This is a genomic window from Sphingomonas aurea, assembly GCF_030678875.1.
Taxonomy (GTDB): Bacteria; Pseudomonadota; Alphaproteobacteria; order Sphingomonadales; family Sphingomonadaceae; genus Sphingomonas; species Sphingomonas aurea.
The window spans coordinates 35,109-51,892 of the sequence record NZ_JAUUDS010000007.1 but is presented as its reverse complement, the minus strand read 5'-3'; the positions used below and the strand labels follow the sequence as shown (position 1 = coordinate 51,892).

Sequence of the window (16,784 nt, the reverse complement as noted above, 5' to 3'; positions counted from 1 at the left end):
CGATCCGTCCCGCATAGTCCTGCCCGCTCCTTATTGATAATCATGTGAGTGCATATTGCTTTTCGATATGTCAACACGCCTTAAGCTTGGACGCTTGTTCTCACCGGTTTGACACACCTGACCCGCTTCCCTATATCGCGGCCCTCACCACAGCCTCCGGGAAACGACGCGCCGTCGCGCAGCGCGTCGATCGAATGGGGGGCTGGCGGTTCCTGACGCTGAAAGCCGACGCACATGGCTGCGATCGGCTTTTTTGCGTCGGACTCTTGCGCTCGTAATTCTGGCTGACGAGGCAACATACTCCATGGCAACCAAGGCGATCGACGCGGGCAGGACCCGGCGGGCGGAGAGCGGCACCGCGAAGCGGCGCATCCGCAAGGTGTTCGGCAACATCCACGAAGTCGTGCAGATGCCGAACCTGATCGAGGTCCAGCGCGAGAGCTACGAGCAGTTCCTGCGCTCCGACAAGTCGACCGGCCATGTCTCCGGCCTGGAAAAGACGCTGCGCAGCGTCTTCCCGATTCAGGATTTCGCCGGCACGGCCTATCTCGACTTCGACGATTATGTCCTTGAGCCGCCGAAGTTCGACGTCGAGGAGTGCCGCCAGCGCGGGATCACCTATGCCGCGCCGATGCGCGTCACGCTGCGCCTGACCGCGTTCGAGGTCGATCCGGATACCGAGGCCAAGTCGGTCATCGATATCAAGGAGCAGGACGTCTACATGGGCGACATGCCGCTCATGACCGAGAACGGCACCTTCTTCATCAACGGCACCGAGCGCGTCATCGTGTCGCAGATGCACCGTTCGCCGGGCGTGCTGTTCGACCATGACCGCGGCAAGACGCACGCCTCGGGCAAGTATCTGTTCGCGGCGCGCGTGATCCCGTACCGCGGCTCGTGGCTCGACTTCGAGTTCGACGCCAAGGACATCGTCAACGTCCGTATCGACCGCAAGCGCAAGCTGCCGGTCACCGCCCTCCTCTACGCGCTCGGCATGAGCGGCGAGGAGATCCTGAATTATTTCTACAACCGCGTGACCTATGTTCGCGGTCAGGGCGGCTGGCAGATCCCGTTCGCGCCCGAGAACTGGCGCGGCGTGAAGCCGCTGTTCGACATCGTCGATGCCAAGTCGGGCGAGGTGGTGTTCGCCGCCGGCCAGAAGATTTCGCCGCGCGCTGCCAACAAGGCCGGCAAGGACGGCCTGACCGACCTGCTGATCCCGACCGAGGAAATCTACGGCCGCTACTCGGCCTACGACCTCATCAATGAGGCGACGGGCGAGATCTATGTCGAGGCGGGCGACGAGATCGGCCCGGACAACCTGGAGAAGCTCGACGCCGCCGGCATCTCGACCGTCGAGCTGCTCGACATCGACCATGTCTCGACCGGTCCGTGGATCCGCAACACGCTGAAGGCCGACAAGGCCGAGGAGCGCGAGCAGGCGCTGTCGGACATCTACCGCGTCATGCGCCCCGGCGAGCCGCCGACGCTGGAGACGGCCGAGGCGCTGTTCGCCGGCCTGTTCTTCGATCCCGACCGGTACGACCTGTCGGCGGTCGGCCGCGTCAAGCTGAACATGCGCCTGGACCTGGACGTCGAGGACACGGTCACGACGCTGCGTACCGAGGACATTCTCGAGGTCGTGAAGACCCTCGTGAATCTGAAGGACGGCAAGGGCGAGATCGACGACATCGACAATCTCGGCAACCGTCGCGTGCGTTCGGTCGGCGAGCTGCTGGAGAACCAGTACCGCGTCGGCCTGCTGCGTATGGAGCGCGCGGTGAAGGAGCGCATGTCGTCGGTCGATGTGTCCACCGTCATGCCGAACGACCTCATCAACGCCAAGCCGGCGGTGGCCGCGGTGCGCGAATTCTTCGGCTCGTCGCAGCTGTCGCAGTTCATGGACCAGACCAACCCGCTGTCCGAAGTGACGCACAAGCGTCGCGTCTCGGCGCTCGGGCCGGGCGGCCTGACGCGTGAACGTGCGGGCTTCGAGGTTCGCGACGTTCACCCGACCCACTATGGCCGCATCTGCCCGATCGAGACGCCGGAAGGTCCGAACATCGGCCTCATCAACTCGCTGGCGTCGTTCAGCCGGGTCAACAAGTACGGCTTCATCGAGACGCCGTACCGCAAGATCATCGACGGCAAGGTGACCAACGAGGTCGTCTATCTGTCGGCGATGGAAGAGGCCAAGCACACCATCGCGCAGGCGTCGGCCGAGCTGAAGGACGATGGCAGCTTCTCGGAAGAGCTGGTGTCAGCGCGTCAGGCGGGCGAGTTCCTGATGGCGCTGCCCGAGACGATCACGCTGATGGACGTGTCGCCCAAGCAGCTGGTGTCGGTCGCGGCCTCGCTGATCCCGTTCCTGGAGAACGACGACGCCAACCGCGCGCTGATGGGCTCGAACATGCAGCGCCAGGCGGTGCCGCTGGTCCGTGCCGAAGCGCCGTTCGTCGGCACCGGCATGGAAGAGACGGTGGCACGTGATTCGGGCGCCGCGATCTCGGCCAAGCGGGCGGGCGTAGTCGATCAGGTCGACGCCGCGCGCATCGTCGTGCGCGCGACCGGCGAGATCGACTCGGCCAAATCCGGCGTCGACATCTACACGCTGATGAAGTTCCAGCGTTCGAACCAGTCGACCTGCATCAACCAGCGTCCGCTGGTGAAAGTGGGCGATGTCGTGCGCGAGGGCGACGTGATCGCCGACGGCCCGTCGACCGAGTTCGGCGAGCTGGCGCTCGGCCGCAATGCGCTCGTCGCGTTCATGCCGTGGAACGGGTACAACTACGAGGACTCGATCCTCATCTCCGAGCGGATCGTGAAGGACGACGTGTTCACGTCGATCCATATCGACGAGTTCGAGGTGATGGCCCGCGACACCAAGCTGGGGCCGGAGGACATCACCCGCGACATCCCGAACGTGGGTGAAGAGGCGCTGCGCAACCTCGACGAGGCGGGCATCGTCTATATCGGCGCCGAAGTGGAGCCGGGCGACATCCTGGTCGGCAAGATCACGCCGAAGGGCGAGTCGCCGATGACGCCGGAGGAGAAGCTGCTCCGCGCGATCTTCGGCGAGAAGGCGTCGGACGTGCGCGACACTTCGCTGCGCCTGCCGCCGGGCGTGTCGGGCACGATCGTCGACGTCCGCGTCTTCAATCGCCACGGCATCGACAAGGACGAGCGCGCGATGGCGATCGAGCGCGAGGAGATCGAGCGCCTGAAGAAGGACTCGGACGACGAGCGCACGATCCTGAACCGCGCCACCTGGAGCCGCCTGCGCGAGATGCTGCTCGATCAGGTCGCGACGGCGGTGCCGAAGGGTCTGAAGAAGGGCGCGACGATCGACATGGAGCTGCTCGACAGCGTCGACCGTCACGAATGGTGGAAGTTCGCCGTGCAGGACGATGCGCGCCAGAGCGATCTGGAAGCGGTCAAGACCCAGTATGACGAGGCGGCCAAGCGGATCACGGACAAGTTCCACGACCGTCGCGAGAAGCTGGAGCGGGGCGACGAGCTGCCGCCCGGCGTGCTCAAGATGGTCAAGGTCTTCGTCGCGGTGAAGCGCAAGCTGCAGCCGGGCGACAAGATGGCCGGCCGTCACGGCAACAAGGGCGTCATCAGCCCCATCCTGCCGCAGGAGGACATGCCGTTCCTCGCCGACGGGACGCCGGTCGACCTGGTGCTCAACCCGCTGGGCGTGCCGAGCCGCATGAACGTCGGCCAGATCTTCGAGACGCATCTGGGCTGGGCTGCACGCGGCCTGGGCCAGCAGATCGCGGGGCAGCTGGAAGACTGGCGCGAGGCCAATCCCGACGCCAAGGCGGGCGCGATGCCCGACGCGGTCAAGACCCGGCTGATCGAGGTATACGGCGAGCATTATGCGGCCGATATCGAGGCCCGCGACGGGCAGGAGATCGTCGAGCTGGCGCAGAACCTGCGTGGCGGCGTGCCGATGGGCACCCCGGTGTTCGACGGCGCGGTGGAAGCCGACGTCGCCGCGATGCTGGAGCTGGCCGGACTCGATCCGTCGGGCCAGTCGGAGCTGTTCGACGGACGCACCGGCGACAAGTTCGACCGCAAGGTGACGGTGGGCATCATCTATATGCTGAAGCTGCACCATCTGGTGGACGACAAGATCCACGCCCGGTCGATCGGCCCCTACTCGCTCGTCACCCAGCAGCCGCTGGGCGGCAAGGCGCAGTTCGGCGGCCAGCGCTTCGGTGAGATGGAGGTCTGGGCGCTCCAGGCCTACGGCGCCGCGTACACGCTGCAGGAAATGCTGACGGTGAAGTCCGACGACGTGGTCGGCCGCACCAAGGTCTATGAGGCGATCGTCAAGGGCGACGACACGTTCGAGGCCGGCATTCCCGAAAGCTTCAACGTGCTGGTCAAGGAAATGCGCTCGCTGGGTCTGAACGTGGACCTGAAGAGCCAGGAACTGGACGAGGACGGCGTCGCGATCGCCGCGGAGTAACGGCCTTTGCTCCCTCTCCCGGCGGGAGAGGGAGGGAGCCGTCCGCAAGGACGGCGGAAGGGTGAGGACAGTCTACTGCCCTGCCCTCACCTTCCCACCGGCCGACGCCGGCGGGCCCCTTCCTCTCCCGATGGGAGAGGAGAGAGATTTGAAAGAGGTTCATACCCATGAACGAACTGACCAACTTCGCCAATCCGGTCGCCAAGCCGGAGACCTTCGACCAGATCCAGATCGGCATCGCCTCCCCGGACAAGATCCGCTCATGGTCGTTCGGCGAGATCAAGAAGCCCGAGACGATCAACTATCGCACGTTCAAGCCCGAGCGTGACGGCCTGTTCTGCGCGCGCATCTTCGGTCCGATCAAGGATTACGAGTGCCTGTGCGGCAAGTACAAGCGCATGAAGTACAAGGGCATCGTCTGCGAGAAGTGCGGCGTCGAGGTGACCGTGTCGAAGGTCCGCCGCGAGCGGATGGGCCATATCGAGCTGGCCGCACCGGTCGCCCACATCTGGTTCCTGAAGTCGCTGCCGAGCCGCATCGGCCTGCTCCTCGACATGCAGCTGAAGCAGCTGGAGCGCGTGCTGTACTTCGAGGCGTATATCGTCATCGAGCCGGGCCTGACCCCGCTCGAGAAGTATCAGCTGATGACCGAGGACGAACTCCTCGACGCGCAGGACCAGTATGGCGAGGACGCGTTCTCGGCCGGGATCGGCGCCGAGGCGGTCCGCATCATGCTCGAATCGCTCGACCTCGAGGGTGAGCGCAAGGAGCTGCTGGAAGAGCTGGCGACGACCAAGTCGGAGCTGAAGCCCAAGAAGATCATCAAGCGGCTGAAGGTCGTCGAGAGCTTCATCGACTCGGGCAATCGCCCCGAGTGGATGATCCTCGAGGTCGTGCCGGTCATCCCGCCCGAGCTGCGCCCGCTGGTGCCGCTGGACGGCGGCCGCTTCGCGACGTCGGACCTCAACGACCTGTATCGCCGCGTCATCAACCGCAACAACCGCCTGAAGCGGCTGATGGAGCTGCGCGCGCCGGACATCATCGTCCGCAACGAGAAGCGCATGTTGCAGGAGGCGGTCGACGCCCTGTTCGACAACGGCCGTCGCGGCCGCACGATCACGGGCGCCAACAAGCGTCCGCTGAAGTCGCTGTCCGACATGCTGAAGGGCAAGCAGGGCCGCTTCCGCCAGAACCTGCTCGGCAAGCGCGTCGACTATTCGGGCCGCTCGGTCATCGTGACGGGTCCGGAGCTGAAGCTGCACCAGTGCGGCCTGCCGAAGAAGATGGCGCTCGAGCTGTTCAAGCCGTTCATCTATGCGCGCCTCGACGCCAAGGGCCTCAGCATGACGCTGAAGCAGGCGAAGAAGTGGGTCGAGAAGGAGCGCAAGGAAGTCTGGGACATCCTCGACGAAGTCATTCGCGAGCACCCGGTCATGCTGAACCGCGCGCCGACGCTCCACCGTTTGGGCATCCAGGCGTTCGAGCCGGTGCTGATCGAGGGCAAGGCGATCCAGCTTCACCCGCTGGTCTGCTCCGCGTTCAACGCCGACTTCGACGGCGACCAGATGGCCGTGCACGTGCCCCTGTCGCTCGAAGCGCAGCTGGAAGCGCGCGTCCTGATGATGTCGACCAACAACATCCTGTCGCCCGCCAACGGCAAGCCGATCATCGTGCCGTCGCAGGACATGGTGCTGGGGCTCTACTACCTCTCGATGATGAAGGAGGGTGAGCCCGGCGAAGGCATGATGCTGGCCGACATGGAGGAGGTGCACCAGGCGCTGTTCGCCGGCGCGGTGACGCTGCACACCAAGATCGTCAGCCGCGTTCCGCAGACCGACGAGAGTGGTGCCCAGTATCTCAAGCGCTACGAGACGACGCCGGGCCGCATGCTGCTCGGCGAGACGCTGCCCAAGTCGCACAAGGTGCCGTTCGAAACCGTCAACCGCCTCCTCACCAAGAAGGACGTGGGCGACGTGATCGACGAGGTCTATCGCCACACCGGCCAGAAGGAGACGGTGCTGTTCGCCGATGCGATCATGGCACTCGGCTTCCGCCACGCGTTCCGCGCCGGCATCTCGTTCGGCAAGGACGACATGATCATCGCGCCGGACAAGGAGAAGCTGGTCGACGAGACGCGCGACCAGGTGAAGGACTTCGAGCAGCAGTATCAGGACGGCCTGATTACCCAGCAGGAGAAGTACAACAAGGTGGTCGACGCCTGGAGCCGCTGCGGCGACCAGGTCGCGAACTCGATGATGAACGAGATCAAGGCTGTCCGTCGCTACGACGACGGTCCCAACAAGGGCCGCGAGAAGGACATCAACTCGATCTACATGATGGCGCACTCGGGAGCCCGCGGCTCGCAGGCGCAGATCAAGCAGCTCGCCGGCATGCGCGGCCTGATGGCCAAGCCGTCGGGCGAGATCATCGAGACGCCGATCATCTCGAACTTCAAGGAAGGTCTGACCGTCCTCGAATACTTCAACTCCACCCACGGCGCCCGCAAGGGCCTGGCGGATACGGCATTGAAGACCGCAAACTCGGGTTACCTGACCCGCCGCCTGGTCGACGTGTCGCAGGACTGCGTCATCATCGAGGACGACTGCGGCACCGAGCGGGCGCTCGAGATGAAGGCGATCATGCAGGGCGGCTCGACCATCGCGTCGCTCGGCGAGCGCATCCTCGGCCGCACCACGGCCGAAGACGTGGTCGACGCCAAGACCGGCGAGGTCGTCATCCCGACGGGCACGCTGCTCGACGAGCCGATGGTCGCGCAGATCGAGGCACTTGGTGTCCAGGGCATGAAGATCCGCTCGCCGCTGGTCTGCGAATCGAAGATCGGCGTCTGCGGCACCTGCTACGGGCGCGACCTTGCCCGCGGTACGCCGGTGAACATCGGCGAGGCGGTCGGCGTCATCGCGGCGCAGTCGATCGGTGAGCCGGGCACGCAGCTGACGATGCGGACCTTCCACATCGGCGGTGCGGCGCAGCTGAACGAGCAGTCCAACCTGGAATCGCCGGTCGACGGCACTGCCCGGTACAAGGACCTGCGCATCATCGTCGACCAGCGTGGTCGCCGCGTGGTGCTCAGCCGCTCGGGCGAGATCGAGATCGTCGACATGGACGGTCGCGAGCTGTCGACCCACCGCATCCCGTACGGCGCCTATGTCCTGTTCGACGATGGCCATGTGCTGTCGAAGGGCGATCGCATGGCGGAGTGGGATCCGTTCACCATGCCGGTCATCACCGAGAACCCGGGCACGGTGAAGTTCGTCGACCTGATCGAGGGCAAGACCCTGACCGAGGTCACCGACGAAGCCACCGGTATCGCGCAGCGCGTCGTCACCGAGTACCGCACCTCGACCAAGTCGAAGGAGGATCTGCGTCCGCGCCTGACGCTCCTCGACGAGAATTCGGGTGAGGCCGGTCGCTACATGCTCGCGGTGGGCGCGACCCTGTCGGTCGAGGACGGTGCGCAGGTCCAGGGCGGCGACGTGATCGCGCGTGTCAGCCGCGAGTCGGCCAAGACCCGCGACATCACCGGCGGTCTGCCGCGCGTGGCGGAGCTGTTCGAGGCGCGCATCCCCAAGGAGGCGGCGATCATCGCCAAGGTCTCCGGCCGGGTCGTGTTCGGCAAGGACTATAAGGCGAAGCGCAAGATCGGCATCCAGCCCGAGGACGGCGGCGACGTCGTCGAGTATCTGGTGCCGAAGTCGAAGGTGATCGACGTTCAGGAGGGCGACTACGTCAAGCGTGGCGACAACCTGATCGGCGGTTCGCCGAACCCGCACGACATCCTGGAGACGATGGGGATCGAGCCGCTGGCCGAGTATCTCGTATCGGAAATCCAGGAAGTCTATCGACTGCAGGGCGTGAAGATCAACGACAAGCACATCGAGACGATCGTCCGTCAGATGCTGCAGAAGGTCGAGATCACCGACGGCGGCGACACCACGCTGCTGAAGGGCGAGCAGGTCGATCGCGAGGAAATGGACGCCACCAACGACAAGCTGGCGCCCAACGAGACGCGTGCGCAGGGCAAGCCCGTCCTGCTCGGCATCACCAAGGCGTCGCTGCAGACCCGCAGCTTCATCTCGGCGGCGTCGTTCCAGGAAACCACCCGCGTCCTCACCGAGGCGGCGGTCCAGGGCAAGCAGGACACGCTGATGGGCCTGAAGGAGAACGTGATCGTCGGGCGCCTGATCCCGGCCGGCACGGGTGCGGGCATGAACCGCCTCCGCGTCGCCGCGACCAGCCGCGACGCCGCGCTCCGGGCGCAGCAGCGCGCGCTGTCGGCGGCCTTGGTCGCGCCGGACTCGGCCGCGGAACTCCGCGCCGCCGAGGAACAGCGCAGCCGCCGCGACGACACCGGTACCGGTGACGATGCGCTGGCCGCGGTGGTCCCGTCGGGCACCGGTACCGACGCGGATGCGGGCGAGTATCTGAACGACTGATCGAACCCGATCGGGTTCGGTAAGGGGCCGTCGCCTGCATCCCGCAGGCGGCGGCCTTTTTTTGAGGCTGCGCCCTGCGGGCCTCCCGTATTGCCGTGCAGGTCTCCGCTATGCAGACGGGCGCTCGGGAGGCGAGCGACGTGCCGGATGTCCGGATCAGGAAGGGATGGGGCTGGCTGTTGCTGGCAGCCCTGACCGTGTCGACAATCGGGGACGAGATATCGCTCATCACCCTGATGTTCCGGACCGCCGGAGATCGGACGCCGCTGGCCGTACCTATGCTGCTGATCGCCGAGTTGCTGCCGGGACTGCTCGTGACGCCGCTGGCAGGCAGACTGGTCGACCGTCGCGACGCGGGCAAGATGCTCGTCGTCACCGCGATCGTCAACGCACAGTCATCGCGTGGATCGCATGGCGTCCGGATCTTGCGTCCACCCTGATCGGCGCCGGTCTTCTCAGCCTGTCGTTCGCGATCGGCGGCACGGCCAGTTTCGCGCTCATCCCTGTCCTGGCGGTCGGATTGGGCATGACACTGACCCGCGCAAATGCAGTGCTCGAATTCGTCCGCAGCGTGGGCATGCTCATCGGGCCGATCGCCGGCGGTATGCTGGTGGCATGGGGCGGCACGTCCAACGCGCTACTGCTCGACGCGGCAAGTTTCGTTGTTCTTGCCGTCATCGTGCTGGGCAGCGGATTGCGTCGTCCGGCTATGACGCCGGCAGAATCCGAGCGTGCGACCCTGTGGCGCGAATATCTCCCCTTCCTGCGCGACACCCGGATCACCGCGATGATCGGATCGCTCACACTGGCGGTCTATGGAACGGCGATCGCGGACGTCGCCTTCGTCTTCCTTGTCACCGTGTCGCTGGCAGCGGGACCCACCGCCTTCGGCGTCCTGACCGCCTGCTGGGCGGGCGGGATGATGGCCGGAGCTGCGGCTGCCGGCACGCTGAGGATGCCGCACTCCGTGCCGGTCGCCTTTGCCGCCGCGGTGGTGATGGGCGCCGCGACGCTTGCGATTGGTATCGTGGGCACGACGATGGCGCTGGGCATTGCGGTCATCGGCATCGCCTTCCTGTTCGGCGGTGCGGCCAACAGCGTCTACAACGTCGCCGTGCGGACGACGCTGCAACGCGAAGCGTCGGCCGGCGCGCATGGAAAGGTCGCTGCCCTCTACAGCGCGGCAACGAACGGCGCCGGCGTTTTCGGCTTCCTGACCGGCGGACTGTTCACGCCGGACCATGCCACCAGTGCCTATGTACTCGGCGGGAGCATCTGCATCATCGCCGGGCTGGGCGGATGGCTGATCTTCCCGCTGTCACGCGCCGGCTGGCGCTGACGCATGCCGACGGTCAGCCCTCGGCGGACGCGCCCTCGTCACCCTCGGCCGGGCGCTGGAACCACGCCTCGACCGGGCCGGAGAGCTTGATCGTCAGCGGGCGGCCGCGGCGGTCGACCTTCTTGCCCAGGGCGACGCGGACCCAGTTCTCGGATATCGAATATTCCTCCACGTCCTTGCGCTCGACACCCTTGAAACGGATGCCGATGCCACGCTCGAGCAGCGGCTGGTCGAAATACGGGCTGTCGGGATCGATCGAGAGGCGGTCGGGGGGCGTGTCGGTCATGTCCGCCGCTTAGCCGTCCGCTCGCACAGCGGCCACAAAAAACGGCGCGGACCGTGAAGCCCGCGCCGTCCCCCGTTGGCCGTTGCCGTTCTCGCGTCAGTTGCAGACGCGGACGGGAACCGGATAGCCGTCATAGTCGCGCCGATACTCGGTCCAGCAGCGCGGGCGATAGTCGTCGTAATAATAGCCGCGATCGCGATAGACCGGCGGTGGCGGTGGCGGCGCGTCGTAATAATAGCCGCGATCATAGTAGCGCGACCGGTTGTTCGACGCGATCGCCGCGCCGATCCCCAGCCCGACGATACCGCCCAGCACCGCACCTGCCGCCGCGTTGCCGCCACGATCATAGTGGCGGTAACGCCCCCAGCGCTGCGCATCGGCCGGCGCCGCTGCGGTGAGCGCGGTGGCCGCCAGTGCGATGCCCAGCCCTGCCTTTCTCATCAACCCGTTCATCTCGAACCTCCTACATGATACGCCCGGTCCGCCCGAATGAAACGCATGAAGGTGCGACCGTGTTGCGGCCCTATCAGGGCGCCGCTGAACGGCCGCGGAATGCGGTATTTAGAGGAGGTTCAGCCATGGCCCGCTGGCTGGTGAAGACAGAGCCCGACAGCTACGCCTTTGCCGACCTGTGCCGCGACGGCGGCACTGAGTGGGACGGCGTGCGCAACCATGCGGCCGCCCGCCACCTCCGCGCGATGGCGGTCGGCGATCCGGTACTGGTCTATCACAGCGGTGCGGCCAAGGCGGCGGTAGGCGTCGCGCGGGTCTGCCGCGTGGCACAGCCGGACGGCGACGAAGGCTGGGTGTCGGTAGCGCTGAAGCCCGATGGGCCGCTGCCGGCGCCGGTGACGCTGGCTATGATGAAGGCGGACCCGCGGCTGGCCGGGATGGCGATGCTGCGCCAGTCGCGGCTGTCGGTGTCGCCGGTCACGGATGCGGAGTGGGCGGTGATCGTGGAGTTGGCAGGGTAGCGGCTGAGTTCCCGCGGAGGCTGGCCGCCCCGTTGGTCATGCCGGGACAAGCCCGGCATGATGGGTAGTCTTTTCCCATAACTCCGCGGCGAAGCCGCGTCGTCGGTCCGCGCTTTCGGCGCGGCCGGCCGGACGAGCCTTGAGCCGCGGCGGAGCTTCGCTCCGCCTGGGCCGGCCCGCCTTACGCCGCGATCTTGGCGCGGCTGGCCTTCTTGCGCTCGTGCGGGTCGAGGTGGCGCTTGCGCAGGCGGATCGACTTGGGCGTCACCTCGACCATCTCGTCGTCGTCGATATAGGCGATCGCCTGCTCCAGCGTCATCTTCTTGGGCGGGGTCAGGCGAATGGCATCGTCCTTGCCGCCCGACGCGCGGAAGTTGGTCAGCTGCTTCGCCTTCATCGGATTGACCTCGAGGTCATCCGTCTTGGCGTTCTCGCCGATAATCATGCCCTCATAGAGCGCCTCGCCATGCCCGACGAACAGGATACCGCGATCCTCGAGCGGCCCGAGCGCATAGCCCTGCGCCTCGCCGGCGCCATTCGAGATCAGGACGCCGTTCTTGCGGCCCTCGATATTGCCCTTGTGCGGGCCGTACTTCTCGAACAGCCGGTTCATGATGCCGGTGCCGCGCGTATCCGACAGGAACTCGCCGTGGTAGCCGATCATGCCGCGGCTGGGCGCGGAGAAGGTGATGCGCGTCTTGCCGCCGGTCGACGGGCGCATGTCGGTCATCTCCGCCTTGCGCAGGTTCATCTTCTCGACGACCGTGCCCGAATATTCGTCGTCGACGTCGATGATGACCGTCTCGTACGGCTCGGTCTTCTTGCCGGTCTCGTCCTCGCCGAACAGCACGCGCGGGCGGCTGATGCCCAGCTCGAAGCCCTCGCGGCGCATCGTCTCGATCAGCACGCCGAGCTGAAGCTCGCCGCGGCCTGCCACCTCATAGCTGTCGCGGTCGGCCGCCTCGGTCACCTTGACGGCAACGTTCGACTCGGCCTCACGGAACAGGCGGTCGCGGATCATGCGGCTGGTCACCTTGGTGCCCTCGCGCCCCGCCATCGGCGAGTCGTTCACCGCGAAGCGCATCGACAGCGTCGGCGGATCGATCGGCTGGGCGTGCAGCGCCTCCGACACGGTGATGTCGGCAATGGTGTTGGCGACGGTCGCGGTGGTCAGGCCGGCCAGGCTGATGATGTCGCCTGCCTTCGCCTCGTCCACCGGCACGCGGTCGAGGCCGCGGAACGACAGGATCTTCGACGCGCGGCCGACCTCGACGACGTTACCGTCATTGTCGAGCGCGTGGATCTGCTGGTTGGTCTTGACCGTGCCCGAATTGACCCGGCCGGTCAGGATGCGACCGAGGAAATTGTCGCGGTCGAGCAGCGTGACGAGGAAGGTGAACGGCGCGTCGACATCGACCTTGGGCGCCGGGACGTGGCTGACGATCGTCTCGAACATCGGGATCAGCGTGCCCTCGCGCGCGTCCATGTCGGTCGAGGCATAGCCGTTCCGGCCCGACGCGTAGAGCACCGGGAAGTCGAGCTGCTCGTCATTCGCATCGAGCGACACGAACAGGTCGAACACCTCGTCGAGCACCTCCTGGATGCGCGCGTCGGGACGGTCGACCTTGTTGACGACGACGATCGGCTTCAGGCCCAGCGCCAGCGCCTTGCCGGTCACGAACTTGGTCTGCGGCATCGCGCCTTCCGACGAATCGACCAGCAGGACGACGCCGTCGACCATCGACAGGATTCGCTCCACCTCGCCGCCGAAATCGGCGTGGCCCGGCGTGTCGACGATGTTGATCCGCACGCTTTCGCTGGCGCCCGGCGGGGTCCAGTCGACCGAAGTCGGCTTGGCGAGAATGGTGATCCCGCGCTCCTTTTCCAGGTCGTTCGAGTCCATCGCCCGCTCTTCGACGCGCTGGTTGTCGCGGAAGGTGCCGGACTGGCGAAAGAGCTGATCGACCAGCGTCGTCTTGCCGTGATCGACGTGCGCGATGATCGCCACGTTGCGGAGGCTCATGGGGAATCCTGAATGTCTGGAGCTGTGGTTGCCGCGCCCCATAGCCGAAATGGTGCGCCGCGGGAAGGGCCGGCGCTTATGGCCCTCCATGAGGGGCGCGGCTGCGACCTGTCGAGGCGTATTATTAACATGATACACTTGATCGCCGGCACGACTACCGTCACATTGCCGCGGCCTGTTGGAGGACGATGATGGCGACGACGACCGAGACGATCACGGCGGATGGCACGGCCGACCGGGGGCTGGTGCTGACCCCGCCCGATCCGGTGCCGACCGTGCAGGCTGAGAAGGCCGCGGGCCTGGTGCCGGTCGACGACACCAAGAAGTCCGAGCTGGACACCCGCGTCGACAGTTTCGTCGCCGAACTCGTCGCGCAGGACGTGAACTCGCCCGAATTCGGCCGCCGGGTCGATGCGATCACCGCGATGGGCGCCAAGGAGATCCGCGAGGCTGCCGGCCAGTCGAACCGCTTCCTCGACCGGCCGGTCAAGGCGATGGATCAGGAGACGGGTGTCGGCAAGGACCTGGCCGAGCTGCGCCGCGTCGTCGAGGATCTCGACCCCGGCAAGAAGGGCAACCTGACCGCGCCACAGAAGCTGTTCGGGATCATCCCGTTCGGCAACAAGATGCGCAATTACTTCGACAGCTATAAATCGTCGCAGACGCACATCAGCTCGATCCTGAAGAGCCTGTCCTCGGGCAAGGACGAACTGCTGATGGACAATGCGGCGATCGATACCGAGCGGGCGAACCTGTGGACCGCGATGGGGCGGCTGGAGCAGATGATCCACCTGTCGCGCAGCATGGACGCCAAGCTGGAAGACAAGGCCAACGAACTCGACCACACCGACCCTGCCAAGGCGAAGGCGATCCGCGAGACGGCGCTGTTCTACACCCGCCAGCGCACGCAGGACCTGCTGACCCAGATGGCGGTCACGGTGCAGGGCTATCTGGCGCTCGACCTGGTCAAGAAGAACAATGTCGAGCTGGTGAAGGGCGTCGACCGGGCCTCCACCACCACCGTCGCCGCGCTGCGTACTGCGGTGACGGTTGCGCAGGCACTGACCAATCAGAAGCTGGTGCTGGAACAGATCACCCAGCTCAACACCACGACCGCCAACATCATCGATTCGACCGGCAAGCTGCTCGCCAGCAACACCGCGCGCATCCATGAACAGGCCGCCGCCTCGACGATCCCGCTGGAGACGCTGCAGCGCGCGTTCCAGAACATCTACGACACGATGGACGCGATCGACACGTTCAAGCTGAAGGCGCTCGATTCGATGAAGACGACGGTCAACACGCTGGGCAACGAGGTGGAGAAGTCGCGCGGCTATATCGCGCGGGCCGAGGGCGCGTCGCAGGGGGCGCTGAAGGGCCCGGGCACCGACCAGTTCCGGCTGGAGGCGCTGTAGCCGCATGAGCGAAGTCGACGACGCGATCGCCGCCGCGCGCGCCAGCTGGGCGCGGATCAGTGAGCCGGGCGCTGCCCCCCTGCCCCGCTCATCGGTCCGCAGCCGCGCCGCGGCCGGACGTCGGCTGAAGCGCATCGGCATGGCCGCCGTCGCCATTCTGATCGCCGGCTTGGTGGCCGGACTGGTCTTGCCCAGTGGAATCGGGATCATGGGGTTCTTCCTGATCCTGTGCGCAATGGTCGCGGCAACGGTCCTCTTGTCGGTCTGGCCCGCTACGACCGAGCGTGCCCCCCCGCCCCCCGACAAGCTGAGGACCGTCGATATCAAGGCGCTGCCCGCGCAGACCGAGCGCTGGCTGAACGCGCAGCGGATGATGCTGCCGGCACCGGCCCAGCATCTGGTCGACCGCATCGGCGACCGGCTCGGCACGCTGTCGCCGCAGCTCGCCCGCGTCGAGCCGGAGGGAGAGGCGGCGCAGGACATCCGCCGGCTGGTCGGCGAGCAGCTGCCCGCCTTCGTCGGCGACTATGCCCGCGTCCCCGAACCGCTGCGCCGCACCGAGCGCAACGGCCGCACGCCGGATGCGGCGCTGGTCGACGGCCTGGCCCTGATCGAACGGGAGATCGCCGGCATGACCGAGCGGCTGGCGCAGGGCGATCTCGACAGCCTGCAGACGCGCAGCCGCTATCTGGAGCTGAAATACAAGGGCGACAGCGAGGGCTGAACCGGTTTCGGTTCACGGAGATAAGATTGATTTTCGCACGAAGACGCTAAGACGCGAAGATGTTGCGTCCGGGTGCGCAGCAGCTCTCAATCTTCAGACGTGATGATGAAGGTGCGTCGCCACGCACAAGACATCTTAGCGTCTTCGCGCGAACCCAATCTTCTGCATTATTCGCACGCTCCGCGCGAACAACCTCTTAGCTAAACCAGCAAAGCTCCCCCCACGATCAGCTGCGACCGGCCGCCGACCCATGCCTGCCCATCGGCATCATAGTCGACATACACCCGCCCACGCCGGCCGAGTGCGGTGCCCTGCGCCGCGACATAGCCGGTATCGGCCCGGCCCGAAGCACGCAGCCACTGCGCAATCGAGGCGTTGAAGCTGCCGGTCACCGGGTCCTCGGTCAGTGCATGCTGCGCGTCGGTGAAGAAGGTCCGCACCTCCCACGCCGTATCCGACCCGGCCGGCTGCGGACCGATCAGCCCGATCTCGACCCGGCCCGGATGGTGGCGCATCGGCTGGACGTGGAGCACGTCATAGGCCGAGGCGAGCAGCACGCCAATCCAGCCGGGGCCGTTGTCGACCCACTCGCACGCCAGGATCGCCGCCGGATCGAGGTGGAGGACCCGCGCCACCGCAGCGCGGTGCGCGCGCTCGACAGGGCCGGAGCGGATCAGCGGCGGCGCGGCAAAGGCCAGCCGGTCGCCGTCGCGGCGGATCGACACCAAGCCGGCGCCGCACTGCTGGACGATGCGGTCTGGATCGCGCGGCGTGCCACCGGCTTCCAGCCACGCGTGGCAGCTGCCGAGCGTCGGGTGGCCGGCAAAGGGCAGCTCGCGCTCCAGCGTGAAGATGCGGACGCGATAGTCGGCGGCCGGGTCGGTCGGCGGCAGCAGGAAGGCGGTTTCCGACAGGTTGAACCAGCGCGTCATGCGCTGCATCGTGGCGGCGTCCAGCTCGGTATCGCTGGCGATCACCGCCAGCGGATTGCCGCTGAAGGCGCCGTCGTGGAACACATCGACCAGCCAGGTGCCGCGGTCCGCCATGCCCGATCCTCTTCCAGTTCGTTGTCGGGGAGCAGCGTGACGGGTC

The 16,784-nt window shown here is 66.3% G+C and carries 11 protein-coding genes; 7 read left to right on the top strand and 4 right to left on the bottom strand.

Features of this window, described 5'->3' with window-relative positions; all coding sequences use genetic code 11:
- Positions 1-304 precede the first annotated feature (304 nt).
- The 4 genes from rpoB to Q5H91_RS12825 all read left to right on the top strand — a co-directional run bounded on the left by rpoB (position 305) and on the right by Q5H91_RS12825 (position 10,270).
- The gene (rpoB, locus tag Q5H91_RS12840) at positions 305-4,477 is read left to right on the top strand and encodes a DNA-directed RNA polymerase subunit beta (protein WP_305173817.1); all 4,173 of its coding nucleotides are present in this window, start codon (positions 305-307) and stop codon (positions 4,475-4,477) included.
- A 167-nt stretch (positions 4,478-4,644) separates the two neighbouring features.
- Positions 4,645-8,931: a DNA-directed RNA polymerase subunit beta' gene (gene rpoC / locus Q5H91_RS12835; protein ID WP_305173816.1), complete on the top strand. Its 4,287-nt coding sequence runs from the start codon at positions 4,645-4,647 to the stop codon at positions 8,929-8,931.
- Positions 8,932-9,110: 179 nt separating this feature from the next.
- Positions 9,111-9,371: a hypothetical protein gene (locus Q5H91_RS12830; RefSeq protein ID WP_305173815.1), complete on the top strand. Its 261-nt coding sequence runs from the start codon at positions 9,111-9,113 to the stop codon at positions 9,369-9,371.
- Positions 9,372-9,457: 86 nt separating this feature from the next.
- Entirely contained in the window at positions 9,458-10,270 is an 813-nt protein-coding gene (locus Q5H91_RS12825; protein WP_305173814.1) for an MFS transporter, read from the top strand.
- A gap of 13 nt (positions 10,271-10,283) precedes the next feature.
- On the opposite strand, the gene Q5H91_RS12820 is transcribed toward Q5H91_RS12825, so the two are convergent.
- Both Q5H91_RS12820 and Q5H91_RS12815 read right to left on the bottom strand, forming a co-directional pair.
- Positions 10,284-10,556: a DUF3297 family protein gene (locus Q5H91_RS12820; protein ID WP_305173813.1), complete on the bottom strand. Its 273-nt coding sequence runs from the start codon at positions 10,554-10,556 to the stop codon at positions 10,284-10,286.
- Positions 10,557-10,652: 96 nt separating this feature from the next.
- The gene (locus Q5H91_RS12815) at positions 10,653-11,009 is read right to left on the bottom strand and encodes a hypothetical protein (protein ID WP_305173812.1); all 357 of its coding nucleotides are present in this window, start codon (positions 11,007-11,009) and stop codon (positions 10,653-10,655) included.
- Between the two features lie 125 nt (positions 11,010-11,134).
- Between Q5H91_RS12815 and Q5H91_RS12810 the strand changes: the two genes are divergently transcribed.
- Positions 11,135-11,530, top strand: a complete 396-nt coding sequence (locus Q5H91_RS12810; RefSeq protein ID WP_305173811.1) for an EVE domain-containing protein — start codon at positions 11,135-11,137, stop codon at positions 11,528-11,530.
- 181 nt (positions 11,531-11,711) lie between these two features.
- Here Q5H91_RS12810 and typA read toward each other — a convergent pair whose 3' ends face one another.
- A complete protein-coding gene (gene typA / locus Q5H91_RS12805; protein WP_305173810.1) occupies positions 11,712-13,553 on the bottom strand; it encodes a translational GTPase TypA in 1,842 nt (613 codons plus the stop codon).
- Positions 13,554-13,744: 191 nt separating this feature from the next.
- On the opposite strand from typA, the gene Q5H91_RS12800 reads away from it, so the two are divergent.
- Together Q5H91_RS12800 and Q5H91_RS12795 are read left to right on the top strand one after the other, a co-directional pair.
- Complete coding sequence (locus tag Q5H91_RS12800) at positions 13,745-14,968, top strand: toxic anion resistance protein (RefSeq protein ID WP_305173809.1); 1,224 nt, start codon at positions 13,745-13,747, stop codon at positions 14,966-14,968.
- A gap of 4 nt (positions 14,969-14,972) precedes the next feature.
- Positions 14,973-15,692, top strand: a complete 720-nt coding sequence (locus Q5H91_RS12795; RefSeq protein WP_305173808.1) for a hypothetical protein — start codon at positions 14,973-14,975, stop codon at positions 15,690-15,692.
- A gap of 200 nt (positions 15,693-15,892) precedes the next feature.
- Here the strand turns inward: Q5H91_RS12795 and Q5H91_RS12790 are convergent, their stop codons facing one another.
- A complete protein-coding gene (locus Q5H91_RS12790) occupies positions 15,893-16,738 on the bottom strand; it encodes a PhzF family phenazine biosynthesis protein (RefSeq protein WP_305173807.1) in 846 nt (281 codons plus the stop codon).
- Between the last annotated feature and the right edge of the window lie 46 nt (positions 16,739-16,784).

Bases quoted from the DNA above. Each gene is read 5' to 3' on its own strand.
- rpoB (WP_305173817.1), top strand. From the start codon at position 305: ATGGCAACCAAGGCGATCGACGCGGGCAGGACCCGGCGGGCGGAGAGC.
- rpoC (WP_305173816.1), top strand. From the start codon at position 4,645: ATGAACGAACTGACCAACTTCGCCAATCCGGTCGCCAAGCCGGAGACC.
- Q5H91_RS12825 (WP_305173814.1), top strand. From the start codon at position 9,458: ATGACACTGACCCGCGCAAATGCAGTGCTCGAATTCGTCCGCAGCGTG.
- Q5H91_RS12820 (WP_305173813.1), bottom strand. From the start codon at position 10,556: ATGACCGACACGCCCCCCGACCGCCTCTCGATCGATCCCGACAGCCCG.
- Q5H91_RS12815 (WP_305173812.1), bottom strand. From the start codon at position 11,009: ATGAACGGGTTGATGAGAAAGGCAGGGCTGGGCATCGCACTGGCGGCC.
- Q5H91_RS12810 (WP_305173811.1), top strand. From the start codon at position 11,135: ATGGCCCGCTGGCTGGTGAAGACAGAGCCCGACAGCTACGCCTTTGCC.
- typA (WP_305173810.1), bottom strand. From the start codon at position 13,553: ATGAGCCTCCGCAACGTGGCGATCATCGCGCACGTCGATCACGGCAAG.
- Q5H91_RS12800 (WP_305173809.1), top strand. From the start codon at position 13,745: ATGGCGACGACGACCGAGACGATCACGGCGGATGGCACGGCCGACCGG.
- Q5H91_RS12795 (WP_305173808.1), top strand. From the start codon at position 14,973: ATGAGCGAAGTCGACGACGCGATCGCCGCCGCGCGCGCCAGCTGGGCG.
- Q5H91_RS12790 (WP_305173807.1), bottom strand. From the start codon at position 16,738: ATGGCGGACCGCGGCACCTGGCTGGTCGATGTGTTCCACGACGGCGCC.